We start from the raw sequence: 17,961 nt of genomic DNA, 5'->3' as shown, positions 1-17,961 counted from the left end.
ATAGGCGTCGACGTCAGCCGCGAGCAGATGGCCGCCCTTCACCTTGAGCGCTCCAACTTCCATGGTGAGTGGAATTACACCCTCCGGCCAAACTGAAACTTTATTTCTGCGCGGCTCCTTAGCCAGCAACTGGGCCTGGACAGCACTCTGCGCGCCCAGTGGCAGAACATCCTGAACAACCTGGTGGCCTATCCGGTCGATCCCAGCAATCCGGCTCGGTATTTCCCCCACACGCCTCCGCTGTCTTCGAACCGGAACAACGAGAACGTCGTTCTGGAATTGGCCTGGCCCTATGCGGTCACCGGCATCGGTGCATCGGATCAGCAGGTGCTGATCAACAACTACTACAGCCGCCCGTTCCAGTATGGGGGCAACAACGTGTGGGATCCCGCTCCCATCCAGGCGGCCCGGCTGGGGCTGGGGGATGAGGCCTACGCGGGCATGAAGGCCATGATCCAGCGGTACCAGGACTATCCGAATGGGCGGACGACGAACACGAACGGTGAGTTCGAGTACCTGGGCGTTCACCTGAACGCCCTGAACGAGTCGTTGCTGCAGAGCCATGACGACAAGATCCGCGTGTTTCCGGCCGTGCCGGGAGACGCGACGCTGAACAGCAAGTTCACGCTGCTGGCCAGTGGGGGCTTCCTGGTCAGCTCGGAGCGCGAGAGCAGCGAGATCAAATACGTCGGCATCAAGAGCTTGTACGGCAATCCGGCGACGGTCGTGAACCCCTGGGGGACGCAGCAGGTCCAGGTCCGGCGGTTGGCGGACAACGCGCTGGTCACTACTTCCTCCAGCGGCGCGTTCACGTTCAACACGGTGGCCAACGGGATCTACGTCGTCGAACGGGTGTCCAAGACGCTGGGGGCCTATACCCCGCAGGAACTGAGCGGCAGTCCGAACAACACGGTCAAGACGGTGACCTTCAATGGAGTTCCCCGGTCCCTGGGCAGCGCCGCTCCGTACACGGGGCCCATGCCCACCTTCTACTCGGATCCGAACTTCGGCGGCGTGGGCATCTCGTTGCCGCCCGGCAGCTACGGCATCTCGCAGATGCAAGCGGCGGGGATCCCCAATGATGCCATCTCCTCGATTCAGGTGCCTGCTGGGGTGACGGTGGTTGCTTACGGGGATGGCGCCTTCGACGGGCCGTCGTGGACGTTCACGTCCGACAACAGCAACCTGGCCAACACCGGGAACGACAACACCATCTCTTCCTTCAAGATCACAGTGGTTGAGTCGGGCGTCACCTTCTATCCCGACCGCGACTTCGGCGGTGCCGGGGTGACGCTGGGCGTTGGCAGCTACAACATCGCGCAGATGCAGGCAGCGGGAATCGTCAACGACAGCATCTCGTCCATTCGCGTGCCTGCCGGCAGAACCGTGACGGCCTACCAGGATGGCGCCTTCGACGGGTCGTCGTGGACGTTCACGGCCGATAACAGCAACCTGGCCAACACCGGCAACGACAACACCATCTCCTCTTTCAGGGTTCAGTGAGCCATTGAGTTGGTGAGCCTCCGCTCAGGTGCTCACCGTGGTGAGCATGGGCTCGTATTTCCTGGTGCCACGGCCGCGCGCGGGTGGCGCCTTCTCTGCTTCCGGCGGGTTGGCGCTCTGGGCGGGAGGCTTCAGTTGCCGCACCTGGAAGGCATACGGCTTGCGCCAGCAGCGGAGGTTGTCGATCCATTCCTCGTTGTGGATGGCGTCGAGCAGGGTCTGCATCCGGAGGGCTCCTTGCATCTCGCAAGGCGAGAGGATGGAGAGGAAGGCCACCTCCTCGTGGCGGTGCACGGCCTTCTCATGGGCATCCAGGAGGTCCGTTGCCGTGCGGATGCCGTACTGGCGCAGAGTATCGAGCATCCTGGGCGGCTCCTCGTTCCGCCCACTGACGTTGGTATGGAGGTGGAGGATGGCCTGATCGGCCCAATCCAGGAGTTGGGGAGCCGGAATGCGCGTTTGCAGCATCAACTCGACCAGATCGTGGTGAGCCAGTCCCTCGATGTTCGTGACGCCTTCATCCTGCAGGCGGGCCCGGTCATAGAGATCGATCCCGTCCAGGCTCGTGAGCGGTGCGTGCTGGTCGATGATCGGGGCGCTCTGGAACCTCAGGACGCGCTTGAACACCTTCGCCGAACTTCGGACCGTCTCTTGGATGAGCACCAGGCCTGTCTCGGGGACAATGCCGACCAGGAACACCAGGGCGTGCAACATGTGCTGTTCCTGGAGCCGCTCCATCACCGGGAGCGCCCAGAGTTCCTCGAGGACCCAGGTCAGGATCATGACCAGGAAGATGCGGATGGTGATGTGGCTGTAGGTCTTGGGCTGGAGGTCTCGACGCGCGTAGCCGCGGAAGAGGGTGTTCAGCGAGTAGAAGTACGCGCCGAGGAAACCAAAGGTGAGCGGGTGGGGCCGAGGCACGAAGTAGGCGAGGAGATCCGTCCCCCCGCTGGAGTCTGGTGGAACGTCCGTGCTCAGGAACGTGAGCGTCCAGCCCAGCGCCAGCATCAGCGAGGCCACGAAGAGCGGTGAGCGCCTGGAGGGGAGATAGCGGACGGTGCCGTTGTGCCGCTCGGGTCCATAGACTTCGTCCATCTGCCGGCCATAACGGGCCGAGATGTCCCGCTTGCTCTTCACGCTCGGGTCGAATCGGAAGAGCTGGGCGGTGAACTTCTCACGCAGGGTTCCCAGTCGCTCGCGGTCGAAAGCGAAGAAGAGCAAGGCGGGGAACACCGAGAACAGGGTGATGAAGACCAACTGCAGGAGGCGCCCGACGACGATGCACAGGCTGGTGCGGTCCGCCGTGAGGGGGGAGGAGATCACCTGCCGGACATGGTCTTGGATGTGATCAGCCGAGAAGAGCACGATGGCTGGCACCAGGGTGCAAATGACGAAGAGCAGGAGCCTGTCCAGTTGCTTGTGCGTCCAGTTCAGGAGCGTCCGCGGGATACCCTCCTTGGCTCGCAGGTAGTCGACCAGCCCCCCCAGCAAGAGCGACCCCAGGAGGAGCGTCGCCGCCACCACCAGGAACACCCTTCCAGGGGCGCTCTTGATGAGCTTGAGCCGCTGCAGCACCTCCAGCACCAGACCACAGAGGCCGCAGAGTGTGGCCAACCCGCATCCGGTGCTGAAGATGGAGAGCAGCATGTGCTCTTGATGGAACGCCTTGGGAAGGAGCGAGACGTCCCCCGCCCGCTCATGGTCCTCGAGGCGGAATACCCTCAGTTCGTTGAGAGAGACCTCCCGGTCACGCTCGAGGGGCGAGAGACACAGGATGGTGCCATGGGGGCATGAGATCTTCAGCCAATGATTCGTCTGGTTCGATACCAGCCAGCGTGAGGGTCTGAGCCGGATCGCCTTTCCGCCCTGCCAGGAGGGACTCGAAGGGTTGTGCGCGGCGGCTGGCCTCGCCAGAGGGGTGCTGTCCAAATCCATGTGCCTTCTCCCGCTAGATCAGAGAGAGGCGCATGGTCTGGGTTGTGACGCTAGTCGGAGCGCAGCGCGGTTGTGAGGGGAACACGGGTGGCCCGCCGCGCTGGCAGGTAGCTGGCCAACGCGGCAGACGCCGCCAGCAGCGCGGCGATCGCTCCGTAGGTCCACGGATCCGAGCTGCCCACCTCGAACAGCAGGCTCTCCATCAGCCTCGCGATGAAGAACGCCGCGATCAGGCCCACTCCGAGCCCCATGGCGCACAGCCTCATCCCCTGCGCCATGACGAGCCGCAGCACATCGCCAGGCTGCGCGCCGAGCGCCAGCCGCACCCCCAGTTCCTGGTAGCGCTGTGTCACTCCGTACGCGATGACGCCGTACACACCGAGCATCGCCAGCACCAGCGCCGCGCCCGCGAAGACGAGCAGCAGCGACATCTGGAAGCGGCGGCCGGCCATGGAAAGCGCCAGCAACTCCTCGAGCGTCGTGGGCTCGGGCACGGGGAGGAGCGAGTCCTCCGACCAGACCTCCTGCCGCACCGCCGCGGCCAGCACGGCCTTGGGCAGCGGGCTGCGCACGACGATCGTCGCGGCGGGCCAGGGCGTCTGCACGAAGGGCGCGTAGAACTCCGGCTCGGGCGCGCGCTCCAGCCCGTAGGGGCGGGTGTTGCCCACCACTCCGACGATCTGCCTCCGCACCGGCTCGTCGTAGCCGATGATGATCGACTGCCCCAGCGGCTCCTCGTGGGGGAAGAAGCGCTGGACGAACGCCTCGTTGACCACGACGACTTGGGGCGCTGTGGCCGTGTCGCTCGGGGTGAACACGCGCCCCCGCTTGACGGCGATGCCCAGCGTGGCGAAGTACCCCTCATCCGCCGCGCGGTAGTGCGCGGACTGCTTCTCGCTCTCGGGCCGCCCGGGAAACTCCACGCTCAGGCCAATGGTCGAGGTGGAGAAGGGCTCCGGGAAGACAAACCCCACGCGCTCCGCTCCCGGAAGTGCCCGCAGCCGCTCGCCGACGCGGGAGAGCAGGCCCGTCAATGCAGCGCGGTCCTGATATCGCGCCTTTGGCAGCGCGAGGCGCAGCGTCGTCACGCCATCCATCTGGAAGCCCACGTCCACGGACTGGAGCCGCCAGAAGCTTCGTACCAGCAGCCCCGCTGCCACCAGCAGCGTCAGCGCGATGGCCACCTCCGCCGCGATCAACACGCCCCGTACTCGCTGCTGCGTCCGGCTCGCGCTGGTGCCTCGGCCCTGGCGGAGCGCATCCGACAGCCGCGCTCGGGCTGCCGTCAACGCGGGCGCCAGGCCGAAGAGGACGCCCGTCAGCATGGACAGCGCTGCCCCAAAGGCGAACACCCGTCCATCCATCTGGACCGCCTGGACGTTTCGGAGCGAGTCCGGCAGCAGGGCCACCAGGAAGTCCACCCCCCACAGTCCCATCAGCAATCCGACGGCTCCCCCGAGCGTGCTCAGCAGCAGGCTCTCCGTCAGCAACTGGCGCACCATTCGGCTGCCGCCGGCCCCGAGCGCCGCGCGGATGGCGAACTCCTTGTGCCTCGCCGCCGCCCGCGCCAGGAGCAGGTTGGCCAGGTTGCCGCACGCGATGAGCAGGACGAACGCCACGGCGCCCAGCAGCAGCAGCAGGGGCCTGCGGCCCTCTTCAGAGAGGCGCTCCTGCAGTCCGGCCACGTCCACCCGCCGGCCTTCGTTGGTGTCCGGGTGCTCCTCCTCCAGCCGCGCCACCAGGGCCTTCAGCTCTGCCTGCGCCTGTTCGAGGGTGACACCCGGGCGGAGCCGGCCGAGCGCTTCGAAGAGCTGCGCGCCGCGGCTGTCCCAATTGGTGCGGATGAGATCATTGCGGCTGAGCGGCAGCCATGCCTGGACGACACGCGCTTGGCGCGGGAAGTCGAAGTCCGGCGGCATCACGCCCACCACCTCGTGCGCCACGCCGTCCACCTGGATCATGCGGCCGAGCACCCCCGGATCCGCGGAGAAGCGGCGCACCCACAACCCATGGGACAGCACCACGGTGGGGGCCGCCTCGGGAGGATCCTCATTGGAGGTGAAGGTCCGGCCCAGGAGCGGCTTCTCGCCCAGGAGGGTGAAAAAGCCCGAGGTTATGAAGGCGGCCTCCAGGCGCTCGGGCTCTCCGAGTTGGGTCAACGTCACTCCGGACGTGGCGTAGGCCCCCAGCTCCGTGAAGGAGTGGTTGCCGGCGCGCACGTCCGCGAAGTCCGGCCGGGAGAGCCCCTGCTTCTCCGAGCCCTCGCGCTCGTGCCGGCCCTCGATGGAGACGAGCTGCGCGGAGTCGGGGAAGGGGAGCGGCCGCAGCAGCACCGAGTTCACCACGCTGAACAGCGAGGTGTTCGCTCCGATACCGATACCCAGCGCCAGCACCGCGGCCAGGGTGAACCCGGGCGAGCGCCGCAGGTTGCGCACGCCGAACTTGAGATCTTGGAGGAAGGTGTCCATGGCAGCTGGGGGTTCCTGAGCCAGGAGCATGCCACCCGCGCCAGGGGCCACAAGTGCCCGAGATTCCTCGACAAGTAGGATGGCGGAGGATCCCACCTGTGCGTTTCTGGGACGAGGGTGTCCGGCGATGGACAGCCCACCCCCAGCGGCTGGGCCCGTCTAGTGGCCCTGGGTGCGCACGACGATCACGTCATCCAGGTAGGCAGTGCCCTCGCTGCTCAGGGACACCACCACGCTGATGTTCTCGTTGTTCAGCGCATCATCGATGGTGACCGTCTGAGAGAGGTGCTGCAGGTCGATGGCCAGGGGGATGGCGACGCAAGGGCCGGCATACGGCTCGCGGTCGAGCTGCAGGCAGATGGTGACCTGCTCCAAGCCAGTCGCCCCCCAGATATCGGCCTCGATGCGGTACTGCTCCTGGGAGAACACCGGATCCCGGAGGGACTGCTTGAGCAGGGTGTAGCTCCCCTCCGTGCCCCGGCTCAGCACGAGCCCCGCGTAGCCGGAGACCCGCGCGTCCGGTGTCGTGGTGGCCGTTCCAGTCGGGGAGTCCGTCCAGAGGGCCCACAGGCCCAGCTGGCTCTCGAAGGAGCCGTTGTGGATCAGGTTGTTCTTCTCCTTGTCCGCGGTGCCCCGCTCCACGTCCGCGAGCGCGAAGGACACGGTGTCCACGTACGCGGTGGCCTCGTCCGTGGTGACGCTGATGCGCGCGTTGGAGTCGTCCTGGGGCTCGGGCAGGAGCACCAACTGTGACACCGTCTGCCAGTAGGGCTCGGCCACCACCTCGAAGCCATAGCCGTGGTAGCTGAAGGTGACGTGCTCGCCGCCGATGGCTCCCTTGACTCGGGCGCGGATCTCGTAGGTCTCCCACGCCTGGTGGAGCTCCGTGGTCTGGCCCACCATGGAGTTGAAGCCGTCCTTGCCCTTGTAGAGCACCAGCCCGGCGCGGCCCTCGTCCGCGGCCTCGGCGCCGGTGCTGGCCTTGCCTCCTGTCGAGTCCGTCCAGCTCCACCACCCGGCGAGCTCGGCCTCGAAGGAGCCGTTGCTCACCAGGTTGGGGCCGATGACGGGCGCGTGGGGCTCTCCGCAGCCCTGTCCCAGGCACAGCACCAGGAAGCCCACTCCGCAGGTTTTCCGAAGATTGAAGTGCATGGGTACACCTTTCCGAACTGTCGCTCGAGCGGGGCCGGCAACAGGTTGCCAGGAGTGATGTGCCCGGCAAGGCCCACCCTTCAGAAATTGCCAATGCAATCTCCTCTCAGACCGTTGGAGATCGAGAGTTTCGCTGGCGTTGAACGGAGCGCGGGCCATGCCAATAATCGGGCCATGGCAGACGATTTCGATACATCGCTCGAGGTTCAGTACGCCTCCCGCCGCGCCCTGCTGTCCGCGGCGAAGACCGAGCGAGGCACGCTGACGCTCTTCGTGCCGACTTCTCGTGGAGTTCTTCAAGGGACGCGCGTGCGGTTGACGATCACCTTCGGCGAAGGCGATGAGCGCTTCGAGCTCCATGGCGTCGCGGCGACAGGAGGGCGGGCCATCGGCCGCGATGGCGTGGGCGGCTTCCTGGTGAGCTTCGCCGGAGACCACAAGCGCCGCGCCGCGGAGATGATCGCCTTCTGCGCGCAGCGCCCGCTGTCCATGGGCACGGCGTTGCGCGAGCGGCTCTCGCTTCGCAAGGGCTGCCAGCTCAAGGTCGCGAACCGGCAGATCGCCGGGGAGCTGAGGGATCTGTCGCAGACGGGCGCGTTCGTCGTGAGCCGCCTCGGCAAGGTCAAGGAGGGCGAGCCGGTGTGGCTGAAGGTGGACGGCGGCCTGTTCGGGATGGGCGGCACCTGGCTCGAAGCGCGCGTGGTCTGGCAGGGGAAGAAGGGCGAGGAGCAGGGCCTGGGCCTGCGCTTCATCGGCAACGAAGCGAAACAGGCTACGGCCATCCAGCGCCTCCTGGAGGGCGCCGTGTCCGATCGCTAGGGCTTCGGCGGCACCCGGGTCGGATCGACGTCGCCCTGGGTGCGGAACAGCCGCAGATCTTCGATGCGCATGTAGGGCAGCACGGTCTGCAGGTTCGACGCGGGCTCGCCGTTCAAGAGCGCGGTCAGGTGGCGGGCGAGGATCTCTCCCACGCGCCGCTGCGGCTGGTAGTAGTACGTCACGGGCTGCTCGGAGAGCGTGAGGAACGGCATGCCGCCGAACCCGACGATGCTCACGCCGTCCCGCTGCGCGTCCATTCCGCTCTCGAGCAGGCCCTCCAGCGCGCCCACGATGGACATCTGGTTGGCGCAGATCACCGCGGTGATCGAGCGATCGCGCTGCAGCAGCTGCTTCATCACCTCACGGGTGGCGCGCACCGAGAGATCGCCCTCGTACACCAGGCCCGTGTCCCACCGCAGCCCCACCTCGGAGAGCGCCCGCTTGTAGCCGAGCAAGCGCAGGCCGACATAGTTGAAGCCGCCGGACGGGTTGAGCAGGGCGATCCGGCGATGGCCGCCGCGGGCCAGGTGCACGACGGCATCGAAGACCGCGCTCTCGTCGTCGTGGTCGACGAAGGCGTGCGGGGTCTGCAGCTCCGTCCTGCCGAAGCTCACGAAGGGGAAGTCCTTCTCCAGGCAGAAGCGGGCCCGCTCGTCCATGGGCAGGGTGCGCGAGAAGACCACGGCATCCGCGAGCCGCTGATCGTAGACCTTGCGGACCGGCTCCAGCGGCGTCTGGTGGCCCGTCTGCGCCAGGACGATCAGGTTGTAGCCCGAGGTCTCCAGGCCGTTGGACAGGCTCTCGACCTGGGCCAGGAAGCCCGGCTCGCCGTAGTCACCCACCTCGGGGGCGTAGAGGATGGAGCACACCTTGAGCGTCCGGCCCGTCCGCAGGTGGATGCCGCCAATGTTCGGTACATAACCAAACTGGGCGGCAGCCTCCTTCACCCGAGCGATCGTCTCGGGCCGCACCTCGGGGCCATTCTTCAGCGCACGGGAGACCGTGGTGATGGACAGCCCCAGGTGCTGCGCCAGCGTCTTGAGGTTCGCACGCTCCCCATCCGCCCGACCCACTCCATTGCTTCCCTGGTGCTTCCCTCGTTTGGTGCTCACGGCATTCGGCTCGGGTTCAGACGCGGGGCAATGCGTTCGCGGCAATCACCTTCCGCATGAAGTCGAAAGACGCCTTCGGTGTGCGCCTCAGCGTCCGGTAATCCACATGCACCAGGCCAAAGCGCTTCTCGTAGCCGACCGCCCATTCGAAGTTGTCGATCAGCGACCAGGGCATGAATCCACGGACATCTGCCCCCTCCGAAATCGCGCGCTGCAGTCCGGCCAGGTACTCGCGGTAATAGGCGATACGGTCCTGATCGTCAACCCGGCCGTCCGGGCCCACCACGTCGATGAAGGCGCCCCCATTCTCCGTCACGTAGACGGGCGGGTTGCCGCATCGCTCCTTGACGATCAGCAGGGCTTCATAGAAGGCCTGTCCATCAATGGCCCAGTTCGTCTCCGTGCGGCGGAAGAAGAGCGGCGGATCCGCGAACTCGAAAGGCCAGGCGCCTTTCACCGAGGGTTGGACGTAGCTGGGGAAGTAGTGGTTCACGCCGAGGAAGTCGATGGGCCGGTGGATCTCCGCCAGGTCCCCGTCGCGCACGTGCTCGGAGAACCGTGCCTCCAGCGACGCGGGGTAGCGCCCGCGGTAGATGGGATCGAGGAACACGCCGTTCCACTTGTCCTCGAAGAGCGCGGCCAGGTGCCCGTCCCGCTCCTTGAACTGCGGCAACGGCCGAGCCTTGTGGATCGGGATCACCGTGCCGATGCCCGCTTTGGGCGTCAGGCTTCGCAGCACCGAGACAGCCCGGCCATGCGCGAGGTTGAGGTGGTGCGCGGCTCGTACGGCGGCACGTGGGTCGGTCAGCCCTGGCGCGTGACGCCCCTCTTCATAGCCGACCCAGGCGGAGACGCTCGGCTCGTTGAAGGTCACCCAGTTCTCCACGCGGTCGCCGATCCGCCGGGCCACGACGGCTGCGTACTCCGCGAACCAGCCGGCGATGTCCCGATTGGCCCAACCACCGCGGTCCTGCAGCGTCTGCGGGAGATCCCAGTGATAGAGGCACGGCCAGGCCCGCATGCCGCGCTCGAGCAGCCCATCCACGATGCGGTCGTAGAAGTCGAGCCCCTTGGGGTTGACCATCCCCCCTCCATCCGGAATCACCCGCGGCCACATGACGGAGAAGCGGTAGACCTTGGCGCCCAGATCTCTCAGCAGGTCCAGGTCCTCCCGGTAGCGGTGGTAGTGGTCGCAGGCCACCTGCCCGGTGTCTCCGTTGGCGACCTTGCCAGGCGTCGCGCAGAACGTGTCCCAGATGCTCCGCCCCCTGCCATCGTCCGGGGCGCCGCCCTCGATCTGGTAACTGGAGGTGGACACCCCCCACAGAAAGCCCTCGGGAAAACGCATCGTCATTTGTGGCACTCCTCCTTGCTCTGCATTGTCAGACAGCTCTACCGTTGGTCTTGCCGCACTGCGTCGCTGCGTCTCGTTGCCGCGCTGCGTTGCTAGTCTTTGCTGCGCTGCGTTGATTCATGCGTGCTGCGCCGCGTCGCATCTTCGCTCGAAATCGAAACGTTCTCATCGTCCGATTCTGGACCGACGCATTTCTCGCTTCCTCGGCAAAACGGCATTGACTGCCGGCTATAACTTATGGGACGAATCCAAAATCGAAACGTTACGATTTCTGAAGTCATATACCAACGGGGAGGATCGTAATGCCAGCAATCAAGGCTTTCGCGGGATGGGCTTCTGCAGTGCTGATGATTTCCGTCACCGCCCAGGCCCAGACAGCCGAGGTGCTTCATTGGTGGACGTCAGGAGGTGAATCCGCTGCGCTGAGCAAGGTTCGCACTGCCTATACGGCCAAGGGAGGCACCTGGAAGGACACGCCGATCGCCGGTGGTTCCAATGCCCGCGCCGCGGTCGTCAACCGCATGATTGGCGGCAAGCCGCCGACGGCCTTCATGTACTCGATTGGCAAGCAGCTCGATGAGCTGGCGGACCAAGGGCTGGTGGGTGACGTCCAGGAAGTGGCGGACGCGGGCAAGTGGGACGCCGTGCTGCCGCCGGTGATTGCCAAGGCCTCCAAGCACGGCGGCAAGTACATCGCCGCGCCGCTCAACATCCACGGCGAGAACTGGATGTTCTACAACACCGCCGCCCTCAAGAAGGCCAAGGTCGAGGTGCCTCGGACGTGGCCCGAGTTCATCACGGCCGCCAAGGCGCTCAAGGCGGCGGGCATCACCCCCATCGCGCTGGGCGGTGAGCCGTGGCAGGAGCGCATCCTCTTCAACTCCGTCCTGCTGGGCGTGGGCGGCCGGGACCACTACCTCAAGGTCTACGGCGAACTGGATGAAGCGGCGCTGAAGTCCGACACCATGCTCGAGGTCTTCAAGACCGTGGCGGCGCTGCGCGAGTTTGTCGACGAGGGCAGCCCGGGCCGCAAGTGGAACCTCGCGGCCAACATGGTGATGAAGGGCACGGGCGCCTTCCAGTTCATGGGGGACTGGGCCAAGGGCGAGTTCGTGGCGGCCGGCATCGAGCCCGGAACGACGGTCGGGTGCGCGCTCGCTCCCGCCAAGGACAAGGGCTACATCATGACGGTGGACGCGTTCGCCTTCGCCAATGTGAAGGACAAGCCGGGCCGCGATGCCCAGAAGCTGCTGGCGAACATCCTCATGGATCCCGCGGTCCAGGTGGCCTTCAACAAGGCCAAGGGCTCCATCCCCGTGCGGACGGACGTGACGGATGCCTCCTTCGATGTCTGCGCGAAGCTGGGTATCGAGACGCTCAAGGACCCGAAGGCGCAGCTGGCCAGCTCCGGCCTCTTCGGCCTGCCGAGCTCGCTGTCCGGCGCCATCGACGATGTCATCTCCCAGTTCTGGAACACCAAGTCGATGACTCCCGAGCAGGGGCGCGCGCTCTTCATCAAGACCATTGCCAGCGCGAAGTGAGCGCGCGTCGCCAGGCCGGGTGGATCCTTCCATGATGAACGCACAACAGCCGCCATCCGCGGTGGCGCTACCTCGCTCGGAGTCACCTCCGAGCGGAAGGCGTCTGCGACTGTCCGGAGGCACGGCAGCGAGGATCGCGCTCGTTCCGGCCGCGCTCATCACGGCTGTGTGCTTCTACGGTTTCATTGGCTGGACGGCCGTCATCTCCATGACGCGCTCGCGGCTGTTGCCCGTCTATGACTTCGTCGGGTTGGACCAGTACCGCCGCCTGTTCTCCAACGACCGTTGGTGGACGGCGATGGGGAACCTCGCGCTTCATGGCACGCTGTTCATCCTGGGCTGCATCGTCCTCGGCTACGTGCTCGCTATCCTCATTGACCGCGTGACACGGGGCGAGAGCTTCTTCCGCACCGTGTTCATGCTGCCGTTGTCCATGTCGTTCATCGTCACGGGGACCATCTGGCAGTGGCTGCTCAACCCCACGCTCGGCATCCAGGATGCGGTGAGGGACTTGGGCTGGACGGACTTCGTCTTCAACTGGATCGTCCGGCCTGACCGGGCCGTCTACACGCTGACCCTCGCCGGCATCTGGCAGCAGGTGGGGCTGTGCATGGCGCTCTTTCTCGCCGGCCTCCGCGGCATCGATCCCAACATCTGGAAGGCGGCACGCGTCGACGGCATCCCCACCTGGCGCGTCTACGCCAACATCATCACCCCCATGCTGAGGCCGGTGTTCTTCTCGGCCTTCGTCCTGCTGTCGGCGCTGGTCCTCAAGTCCTTCGATCTCGTCGTGGCGCTGACTGGCGGAGGCCCGGGCTTCTCCTCGGATCTGCCAGGGCGCTTCGTCGTCGATCACATCCTCAACCGCCAGGAATTGGGGCTGGGGGCCGCTGGTGCCGTCATGATGCTGTGCACCATCGCGGCGGTCGTCTCTCCGTACCTCTACGCCGAGCTGCGCTCGCAGCGGAGGGAGGCGTGATGCGCTACCAGCGAGTCATCCTCTACCTGCTGTTGGCCTCCGCGGCGCTGGTGATGCTGGCGCCCATCCTGATCATGGTCTCGACCTCCTTGAAGTCCATGGACGAGATCCGCGATGGCAGCCTCTTCGCGCTGCCGCACTCGCCCACGCTGGCCGCCTGGGGCAAGGCCTGGAACGGTGCTCCCCTGGAGGACGGCTCCAGCGAGGGGTTGTCGGGGCGCTTCGTCAACTCTGTCGTCATCGTCCTGCCGTCGCTCTTCCTGTCGATCGGGCTGGGAGCCCTGACGGGCTATGCGCTCAGCCTGTGGCGGGTGCGCCATGCCAATTTCCTGTTCGGGGCGCTCCTCATCGGCCTCTTCATTCCTCCCCAGGTGACGCTCTACCCGATGATCGTGCTCGTCCGTGAGCTGGGCCTGTTCGGCTCCATGCCTGGCCTTGTGCTGGTTCACGTCATCTGGGGCATGGCCTTCGTCACGCTGTTGTTCCGCAACTTCTTCCAATCCGTGCCCGGGGACCTGCTCAAGGCCGCGCGGATCGACGGAGCCGGCTTCCTCGCCACCTTCTGGTACGTGATGTTGCCCCTGTCCCTGCCGGTTTTCGCCGTCGCGACGATCCTCCAGTTCACCTACATCTGGAATGACTTCCTGCTGGGCCTCACCTTCAGCAGCCCCGAGAGCCAGCCGGTGACCGTGGCTCTCAACAACCTGGTTGGCTCGCAGTTTGGCGAGCAGGAATACAACCTCAACATGGCCGCCACCATGCTGACGGCCCTGCCGACCGTGCTCGTCTATCTCTTCTCTGGCCGTCTCTTCGTCCGCGGCATCGCCGCGGGAGCCGTCAAAGGCTGAGGGTTTCCCCATGCATGGAATCCGATTGGAAGCCGTTCGCAAGGCCTATGGCTCGCTCGTCATCATTGATGACCTGGAGCTGCAGATCGACGACGGGGAGTTCCTGGTCCTGCTCGGGCCCTCGGGCTGCGGCAAGTCTACCCTGCTCAATGTGATTGCAGGCCTGGAGCCGGCGACCAGCGGCCGCATCTTCATCGGGGGACGCGATGTGACGCAGCTCGAGCCGGACGAGCGCGATATCGCCATGGTGTTCCAGTCCTATGCGCTCTACCCGAACATGTCGGTGCGCCAGAACATCGGCTTCGGGCTCAAGATGCGCAAGGTCCCCTCGGCGGAGATCGACCGCAAGGTGGACTCCGTCGCGCAGTTGCTGCGCATCGAGCACCTCATCGACCGTCGGCCCGCGCAGCTCTCCGGCGGACAGCAGCAGCGTGTCGCCATCGGCCGCGCCCTGGTGCGCCAGCCCTCTGTCTTCCTGTTCGACGAGCCGCTCAGCAATCTCGACGCCAAGCTGCGCGCCGACATGCGCGTGGAGCTCAAGCGGCTGCACGAGCGGATTGGCCGCACCATGGTCTACGTCACGCATGACCAGATCGAAGCCATGACGATGGCCACGCGCATCGTTGTGCTCGACCAGGGCCGCATCCAGCAGTGCGACAAGCCGGAGGTCATCTACGAGCGGCCCGCCAACCGCTTCGTCGCGTCCTTCGTCGGTGCGCCCACCATGAACTTCCTCGACGGCCGCCTCACGCGCAGTGGGGACTGCCCGGCCATCGCCTGCCGTGATGTCGTCATTCCGCTGCCCGGACTGGAAGGCCCGCCCGCGTTGGCCGAGGGCAGCCCTGTCGTGCTCGGTCTTCGTCCCGAACATGTGATGCCCGCCGAGCGAGGCGGTGCCGGGACGATCCAGGCCGTGCCGTTGATGTCCGAGCCCACCGGGCCCGATGTGTTCGTGCTCATGTCGCTCGGCGACAGCGAGATCACCGCGCGGCTCCCCACGGGTGAAAAGATTCAGCGCCATGCTCCACTGCCCATCCGCGTCGACGGGCGGCGCGTCTCCCTGTTCTCTCCGCAGAATGGTGCGCGGCTGGCGTGAGGCTTGCTCCGCTCCACTGTTCTCAACCTAAACACAGCCATCAACCAGGAAAAGCTGTTTTGCTTTGACTCTCGGCGTTCACGGATGTATTAGAAGAATCAACGGGTATCCGGGCAGCGACAGACACACCGCCCGGGCCTCCGTAACGCCGCTCATCCCAAACTCTTCCGTGTGACCTTCTCCGCGATGGGAAGCGCGTCCAGCAGAACCGGTGTCTTCTGACATCGGTTTGAAGCCTCGTGCCGCTCGTTGGTCGTCTCATACACCGCTACACGTGTGCCCTGAGTCCGATCCCTCTCGAAGGAGGAAGTGATGTCTTTTGGCCTGCGTTCAATTACCTCAGCCGTCAAACAGGCGCTCTGTCTCTCCATGGCGCTCGCCATGCCTGGGCAAGCAATTGCCGCCTCTCCCAAGGCGGCTCCCACGCAACAAGCCGTAACGGCTGCCGCGGAGTCCACCTATACGCAGCGATTCCTCGACCACTACAACAAGATCAAGAACCCGGCGAATGGCTACTTCAGCCCGAAGGGAGTGCCCTACCACTCCGTCGAGACGCTGATCGTCGAGGCTCCGGATCACGGGCATGAGACGACCTCCGAGGCCTACAGCTACTGGCTGTGGCTCGAGGCGATGTACGGCCGGGTGACGGGGGACTGGGCGCCCTTCAACAACGCCTGGGCCAACATGGAGCAGTACATCATCCCCGCGCAGGCGGATCAGCCGACCAACTCGTTCTACCAGGCGAACAAGCCCGCCACGTATGCCGCGGAGTGGGATCTGCCCAACCAGTACCCGTCCACCCTGCGCACCGAGGTGGGGGTGGGGAGCGATCCGATCGCGGGCGAGCTGCAGAGCGCGTACGGCAACAGCAACATCTACGGCATGCACTGGTTGTTGGATGTGGACAACTGGTACGGCTACGGCCGCTGCGGCGACGGGACGACGTCTCCGTCGTACATCAACACGTTCCAGCGCGGGGCTCAGGAGTCCGTCTGGGAGACGGTGCCGCACCCCTCCTGTGAGTCGTTCAACTGGGGCAAGACGGGCCAGGGCTTCCTGAGCCTGTTCACGGGAGACGCCAGCTACTCCAAGCAGTGGCGCTACACCAACGCGCCGGACGCGGATGCGCGCGCCATCCAGGCCGCGTACTGGGCTTACGTCTGGGCGAGGGAGCAGGGCAAGGAGAGCTTGGTCGCCGACACCGCCAAGAAGGCGGGGAAGATGGGCGACTACCTGCGCTACGCCATGTTCGACAAGTACTTCAAGCGCATTGGCCAGTGCATTGGCGAGACGGCCTGCCCCGCGGGCACCGGCAAGAACAGCATGCACTACCTGATGTCCTGGTACTACTCGTGGGGCGGTGCGCTGGACACCAGCGGCGGGTGGGCCTGGCGCATCGGCTCGAGCCACTCGCACTTCGGCTATCAGAACCCGATGGCGGCCTACATCCTGAGCACCACGTCCTTCGCGCGGCCTCAGTCCGCGACGGGTGTCACCGACTGGGCCACCAGCCTCCAGCGCCAGCTCGAGTTCTACACGTGGTTGCAGTCGGCCGAGGGTGGCTTCGCGGGTGGTGCCACCAACAGCTGGAATGGCCGGTACGCGCAGCCGGAGAGCGCTTCGAGCTTCTACGGCATGTATTACGACTGGCAGCCCGTCTACCACGATCCCGCCAGCAACCAGTGGTTCGGGTTCCAGGCGTGGTCCGTGCAGCGCGTGGCCGAGTACTACTACGTCACGGGTGACGCCAAGGCCAAGAAGCTCCTGGACAAGTGGGTGGGCTGGGCCTCCGCGAACACGACGCTCACCGCGGATGGCAAGTACCAGATCCCCAGCACCCTCCAGTGGACGGGCGAGCCCGACACGTGGAACCCCACCACCCCGGGCACCAACAGCAACCTGCACGTCTCGATCGTGGATTACACCACCGACGTGGGTGTGACCGCCGCCTTCGCGCGGACGCTCACCTTCTACGCCGCCCGCTCCGGCAGCGTGAGCGCGAAGACCCTGGCCAAGGAGCTGCTCGACCGGATGTGGGCCAACTACCAGACGTCCAAGGGCGTGGCCGTGCCCGAGAAGCGTGAGGACTACAAGCGCTTCGATGATGCCTACAACGCGGCGACGGGCGACGGCGTCTTCGTGCCGACCGGTTGGACGGGCAAGAACGCCCAGGGCGCGACGGTCGACGCGAACTCCACGTTCCTCAGCCTCCGCCCGAAGTTCCAGCAGGATCCGGACTGGGCGAAGGTGCAGAGCTACCTGGCCGGAGGCGCGGTGCCCGAGTTCACCTACCACCGCTTCTGGGCCCAGGCGGACATCGCCCTGGCCATGGCGGACTACGGCCGCCTGCTGGATGGGGTGACGCCTCCCCCCGTGTCCATCATCGCCTCCGCGAACGATCTCAGCGTGCCCGAGGGCGGCTCCAAGAGCTTCACGGTGAGCTTGTCCGCGGCCCCCACGAGCAACGTCACCGTCAACATCACCAAGGTCTCCGGCGACGCGGACCTGTTCCTGGCCACCGCCTCCACGCTGACCTTCACGCCGTCGAACTGGAGCGTGGGGCAGACGGTCACCCTCTCGGCCGGAGAGGATGCGGACCTGACCAACGGCACGGCTGTGTTCCAACTGGCGGCGACCGGCCTCACGCCGGTGCCGGTGAATGCCGCGGAGCTGGACAACGACATCCCGCCTCCCGCCACATGCACCGTTACCGTGGACACCAGCAATGACTGGGGCAACGGCCAGGTGGGGCGCGTCATCGTGCAGAACTTCGGCACCCAGCCCATCAACAACTGGAAGGTGAGCTGGACGGCCACCAATGACTTCACGCTGACGAATTCCTGGAATGGCACCTTCACCAAGACGGGGCGCTCGGTCGCCGTGACGCCTCTGTGGAACTCGACGGTCCCGGTCAACGGCAACGTCGAAGCCGGCTTCCAGGCGAGCTACAGCGGGGCGAAGCCTGTGCCCAGCGGTGTCTCCCTGGAGGGTTACACCTGCAACATCGTAGTGAAGTAAGGGGAGGGCGGTTCCCCGGAGGCTGAGTCCGGGGAGCCGCCTGTTTTTCATGGTGCGTGGCGGCAGGGTTCCCCCCGACTGCCGCCGCGCATGACGTATGGGTTGAACTGTTGAGCCACAGCCGCAGCCGAGGAAC

General features: G+C 65.8%; 12 protein-coding genes. 7 read left to right on the top strand and 5 right to left on the bottom strand.

Annotated elements, in window-relative coordinates:
- Window positions 1-183 precede the first annotated feature (183 nt).
- Complete coding sequence (locus tag KY501_RS54020; protein WP_224367049.1) at window positions 184-1,503, top strand: beta/gamma crystallin-related protein; 1,320 nt, start codon at window positions 184-186, stop codon at window positions 1,501-1,503.
- A 24-nt stretch (window positions 1,504-1,527) separates the two neighbouring features.
- Here the strand turns inward: KY501_RS54020 and KY501_RS30340 are convergent, their stop codons facing one another.
- The 3 genes from KY501_RS30340 to KY501_RS30330 form a co-directional block, all read right to left on the bottom strand.
- The gene (locus tag KY501_RS30340; RefSeq protein WP_224367048.1) at window positions 1,528-3,150 is read right to left on the bottom strand and encodes a hypothetical protein; all 1,623 of its coding nucleotides are present in this window, start codon (window positions 3,148-3,150) and stop codon (window positions 1,528-1,530) included.
- 338 nt (window positions 3,151-3,488) lie between these two features.
- Window positions 3,489-5,906: an ABC transporter permease gene (locus KY501_RS30335; RefSeq protein ID WP_224367046.1), complete on the bottom strand. Its 2,418-nt coding sequence runs from the start codon at window positions 5,904-5,906 to the stop codon at window positions 3,489-3,491.
- A gap of 159 nt (window positions 5,907-6,065) precedes the next feature.
- On the bottom strand, window positions 6,066-7,058 hold the full coding sequence (locus KY501_RS30330; protein ID WP_224367045.1) for a carbohydrate binding domain-containing protein: 993 nt from the start codon (window positions 7,056-7,058) through the stop codon (window positions 6,066-6,068).
- A gap of 174 nt (window positions 7,059-7,232) precedes the next feature.
- Between KY501_RS30330 and KY501_RS30325 the strand changes: the two genes are divergently transcribed.
- Window positions 7,233-7,877, top strand: coding sequence for a PilZ domain-containing protein (locus KY501_RS30325; protein ID WP_224367044.1), 645 nt, complete (start codon window positions 7,233-7,235; stop codon window positions 7,875-7,877).
- Here the strand turns inward: KY501_RS30325 and KY501_RS30320 are convergent.
- Window positions 7,874-8,989 (bottom strand): LacI family DNA-binding transcriptional regulator, encoded by a 1,116-nt coding sequence (locus tag KY501_RS30320; RefSeq protein WP_224367042.1) that lies wholly within the window; start codon window positions 8,987-8,989, stop codon window positions 7,874-7,876. The two genes, KY501_RS30325 and KY501_RS30320, sit on opposite strands and share 4 nt — an antisense overlap.
- 16 nt (window positions 8,990-9,005) lie before the next feature.
- Window positions 9,006-10,343, bottom strand: a complete 1,338-nt coding sequence (locus KY501_RS30315; protein ID WP_224367040.1) for a GH1 family beta-glucosidase — start codon at window positions 10,341-10,343, stop codon at window positions 9,006-9,008.
- 302 nt (window positions 10,344-10,645) lie between these two features.
- On the opposite strand from KY501_RS30315, the gene KY501_RS30310 reads away from it, so the two are divergent.
- The 5 genes from KY501_RS30310 to KY501_RS30290 all read left to right on the top strand — a co-directional run bounded on the left by KY501_RS30310 (window position 10,646) and on the right by KY501_RS30290 (window position 17,825).
- Window positions 10,646-11,884 (top strand): ABC transporter substrate-binding protein, encoded by a 1,239-nt coding sequence (locus KY501_RS30310; RefSeq protein ID WP_224367038.1) that lies wholly within the window; start codon window positions 10,646-10,648, stop codon window positions 11,882-11,884.
- A 31-nt stretch (window positions 11,885-11,915) separates the two neighbouring features.
- On the top strand, window positions 11,916-12,863 hold the full coding sequence (locus tag KY501_RS30305; RefSeq protein ID WP_224367036.1) for a carbohydrate ABC transporter permease: 948 nt from the start codon (window positions 11,916-11,918) through the stop codon (window positions 12,861-12,863).
- On the top strand, window positions 12,863-13,711 hold the full coding sequence (locus tag KY501_RS30300; RefSeq protein ID WP_224367034.1) for a carbohydrate ABC transporter permease: 849 nt from the start codon (window positions 12,863-12,865) through the stop codon (window positions 13,709-13,711). Before KY501_RS30305 ends, KY501_RS30300 begins: the two co-directional genes overlap by 1 nt.
- Before the next feature lie 10 nt (window positions 13,712-13,721).
- Window positions 13,722-14,807, top strand: coding sequence for an ABC transporter ATP-binding protein (locus tag KY501_RS30295; protein ID WP_224367032.1), 1,086 nt, complete (start codon window positions 13,722-13,724; stop codon window positions 14,805-14,807).
- Between the two features lie 381 nt (window positions 14,808-15,188).
- On the top strand, window positions 15,189-17,825 hold the full coding sequence (locus KY501_RS30290; RefSeq protein WP_224367030.1) for a glycoside hydrolase family 48 protein: 2,637 nt from the start codon (window positions 15,189-15,191) through the stop codon (window positions 17,823-17,825).
- Window positions 17,826-17,961: the final 136 nt, after the last annotated feature.

It is taken from the genome of Hyalangium versicolor, assembly GCF_020103695.1.
Taxonomy (GTDB): Bacteria; Myxococcota; Myxococcia; order Myxococcales; family Myxococcaceae; genus Hyalangium; species Hyalangium versicolor.
This window is presented reverse-complemented; position numbering and strand designations above follow the sequence as displayed.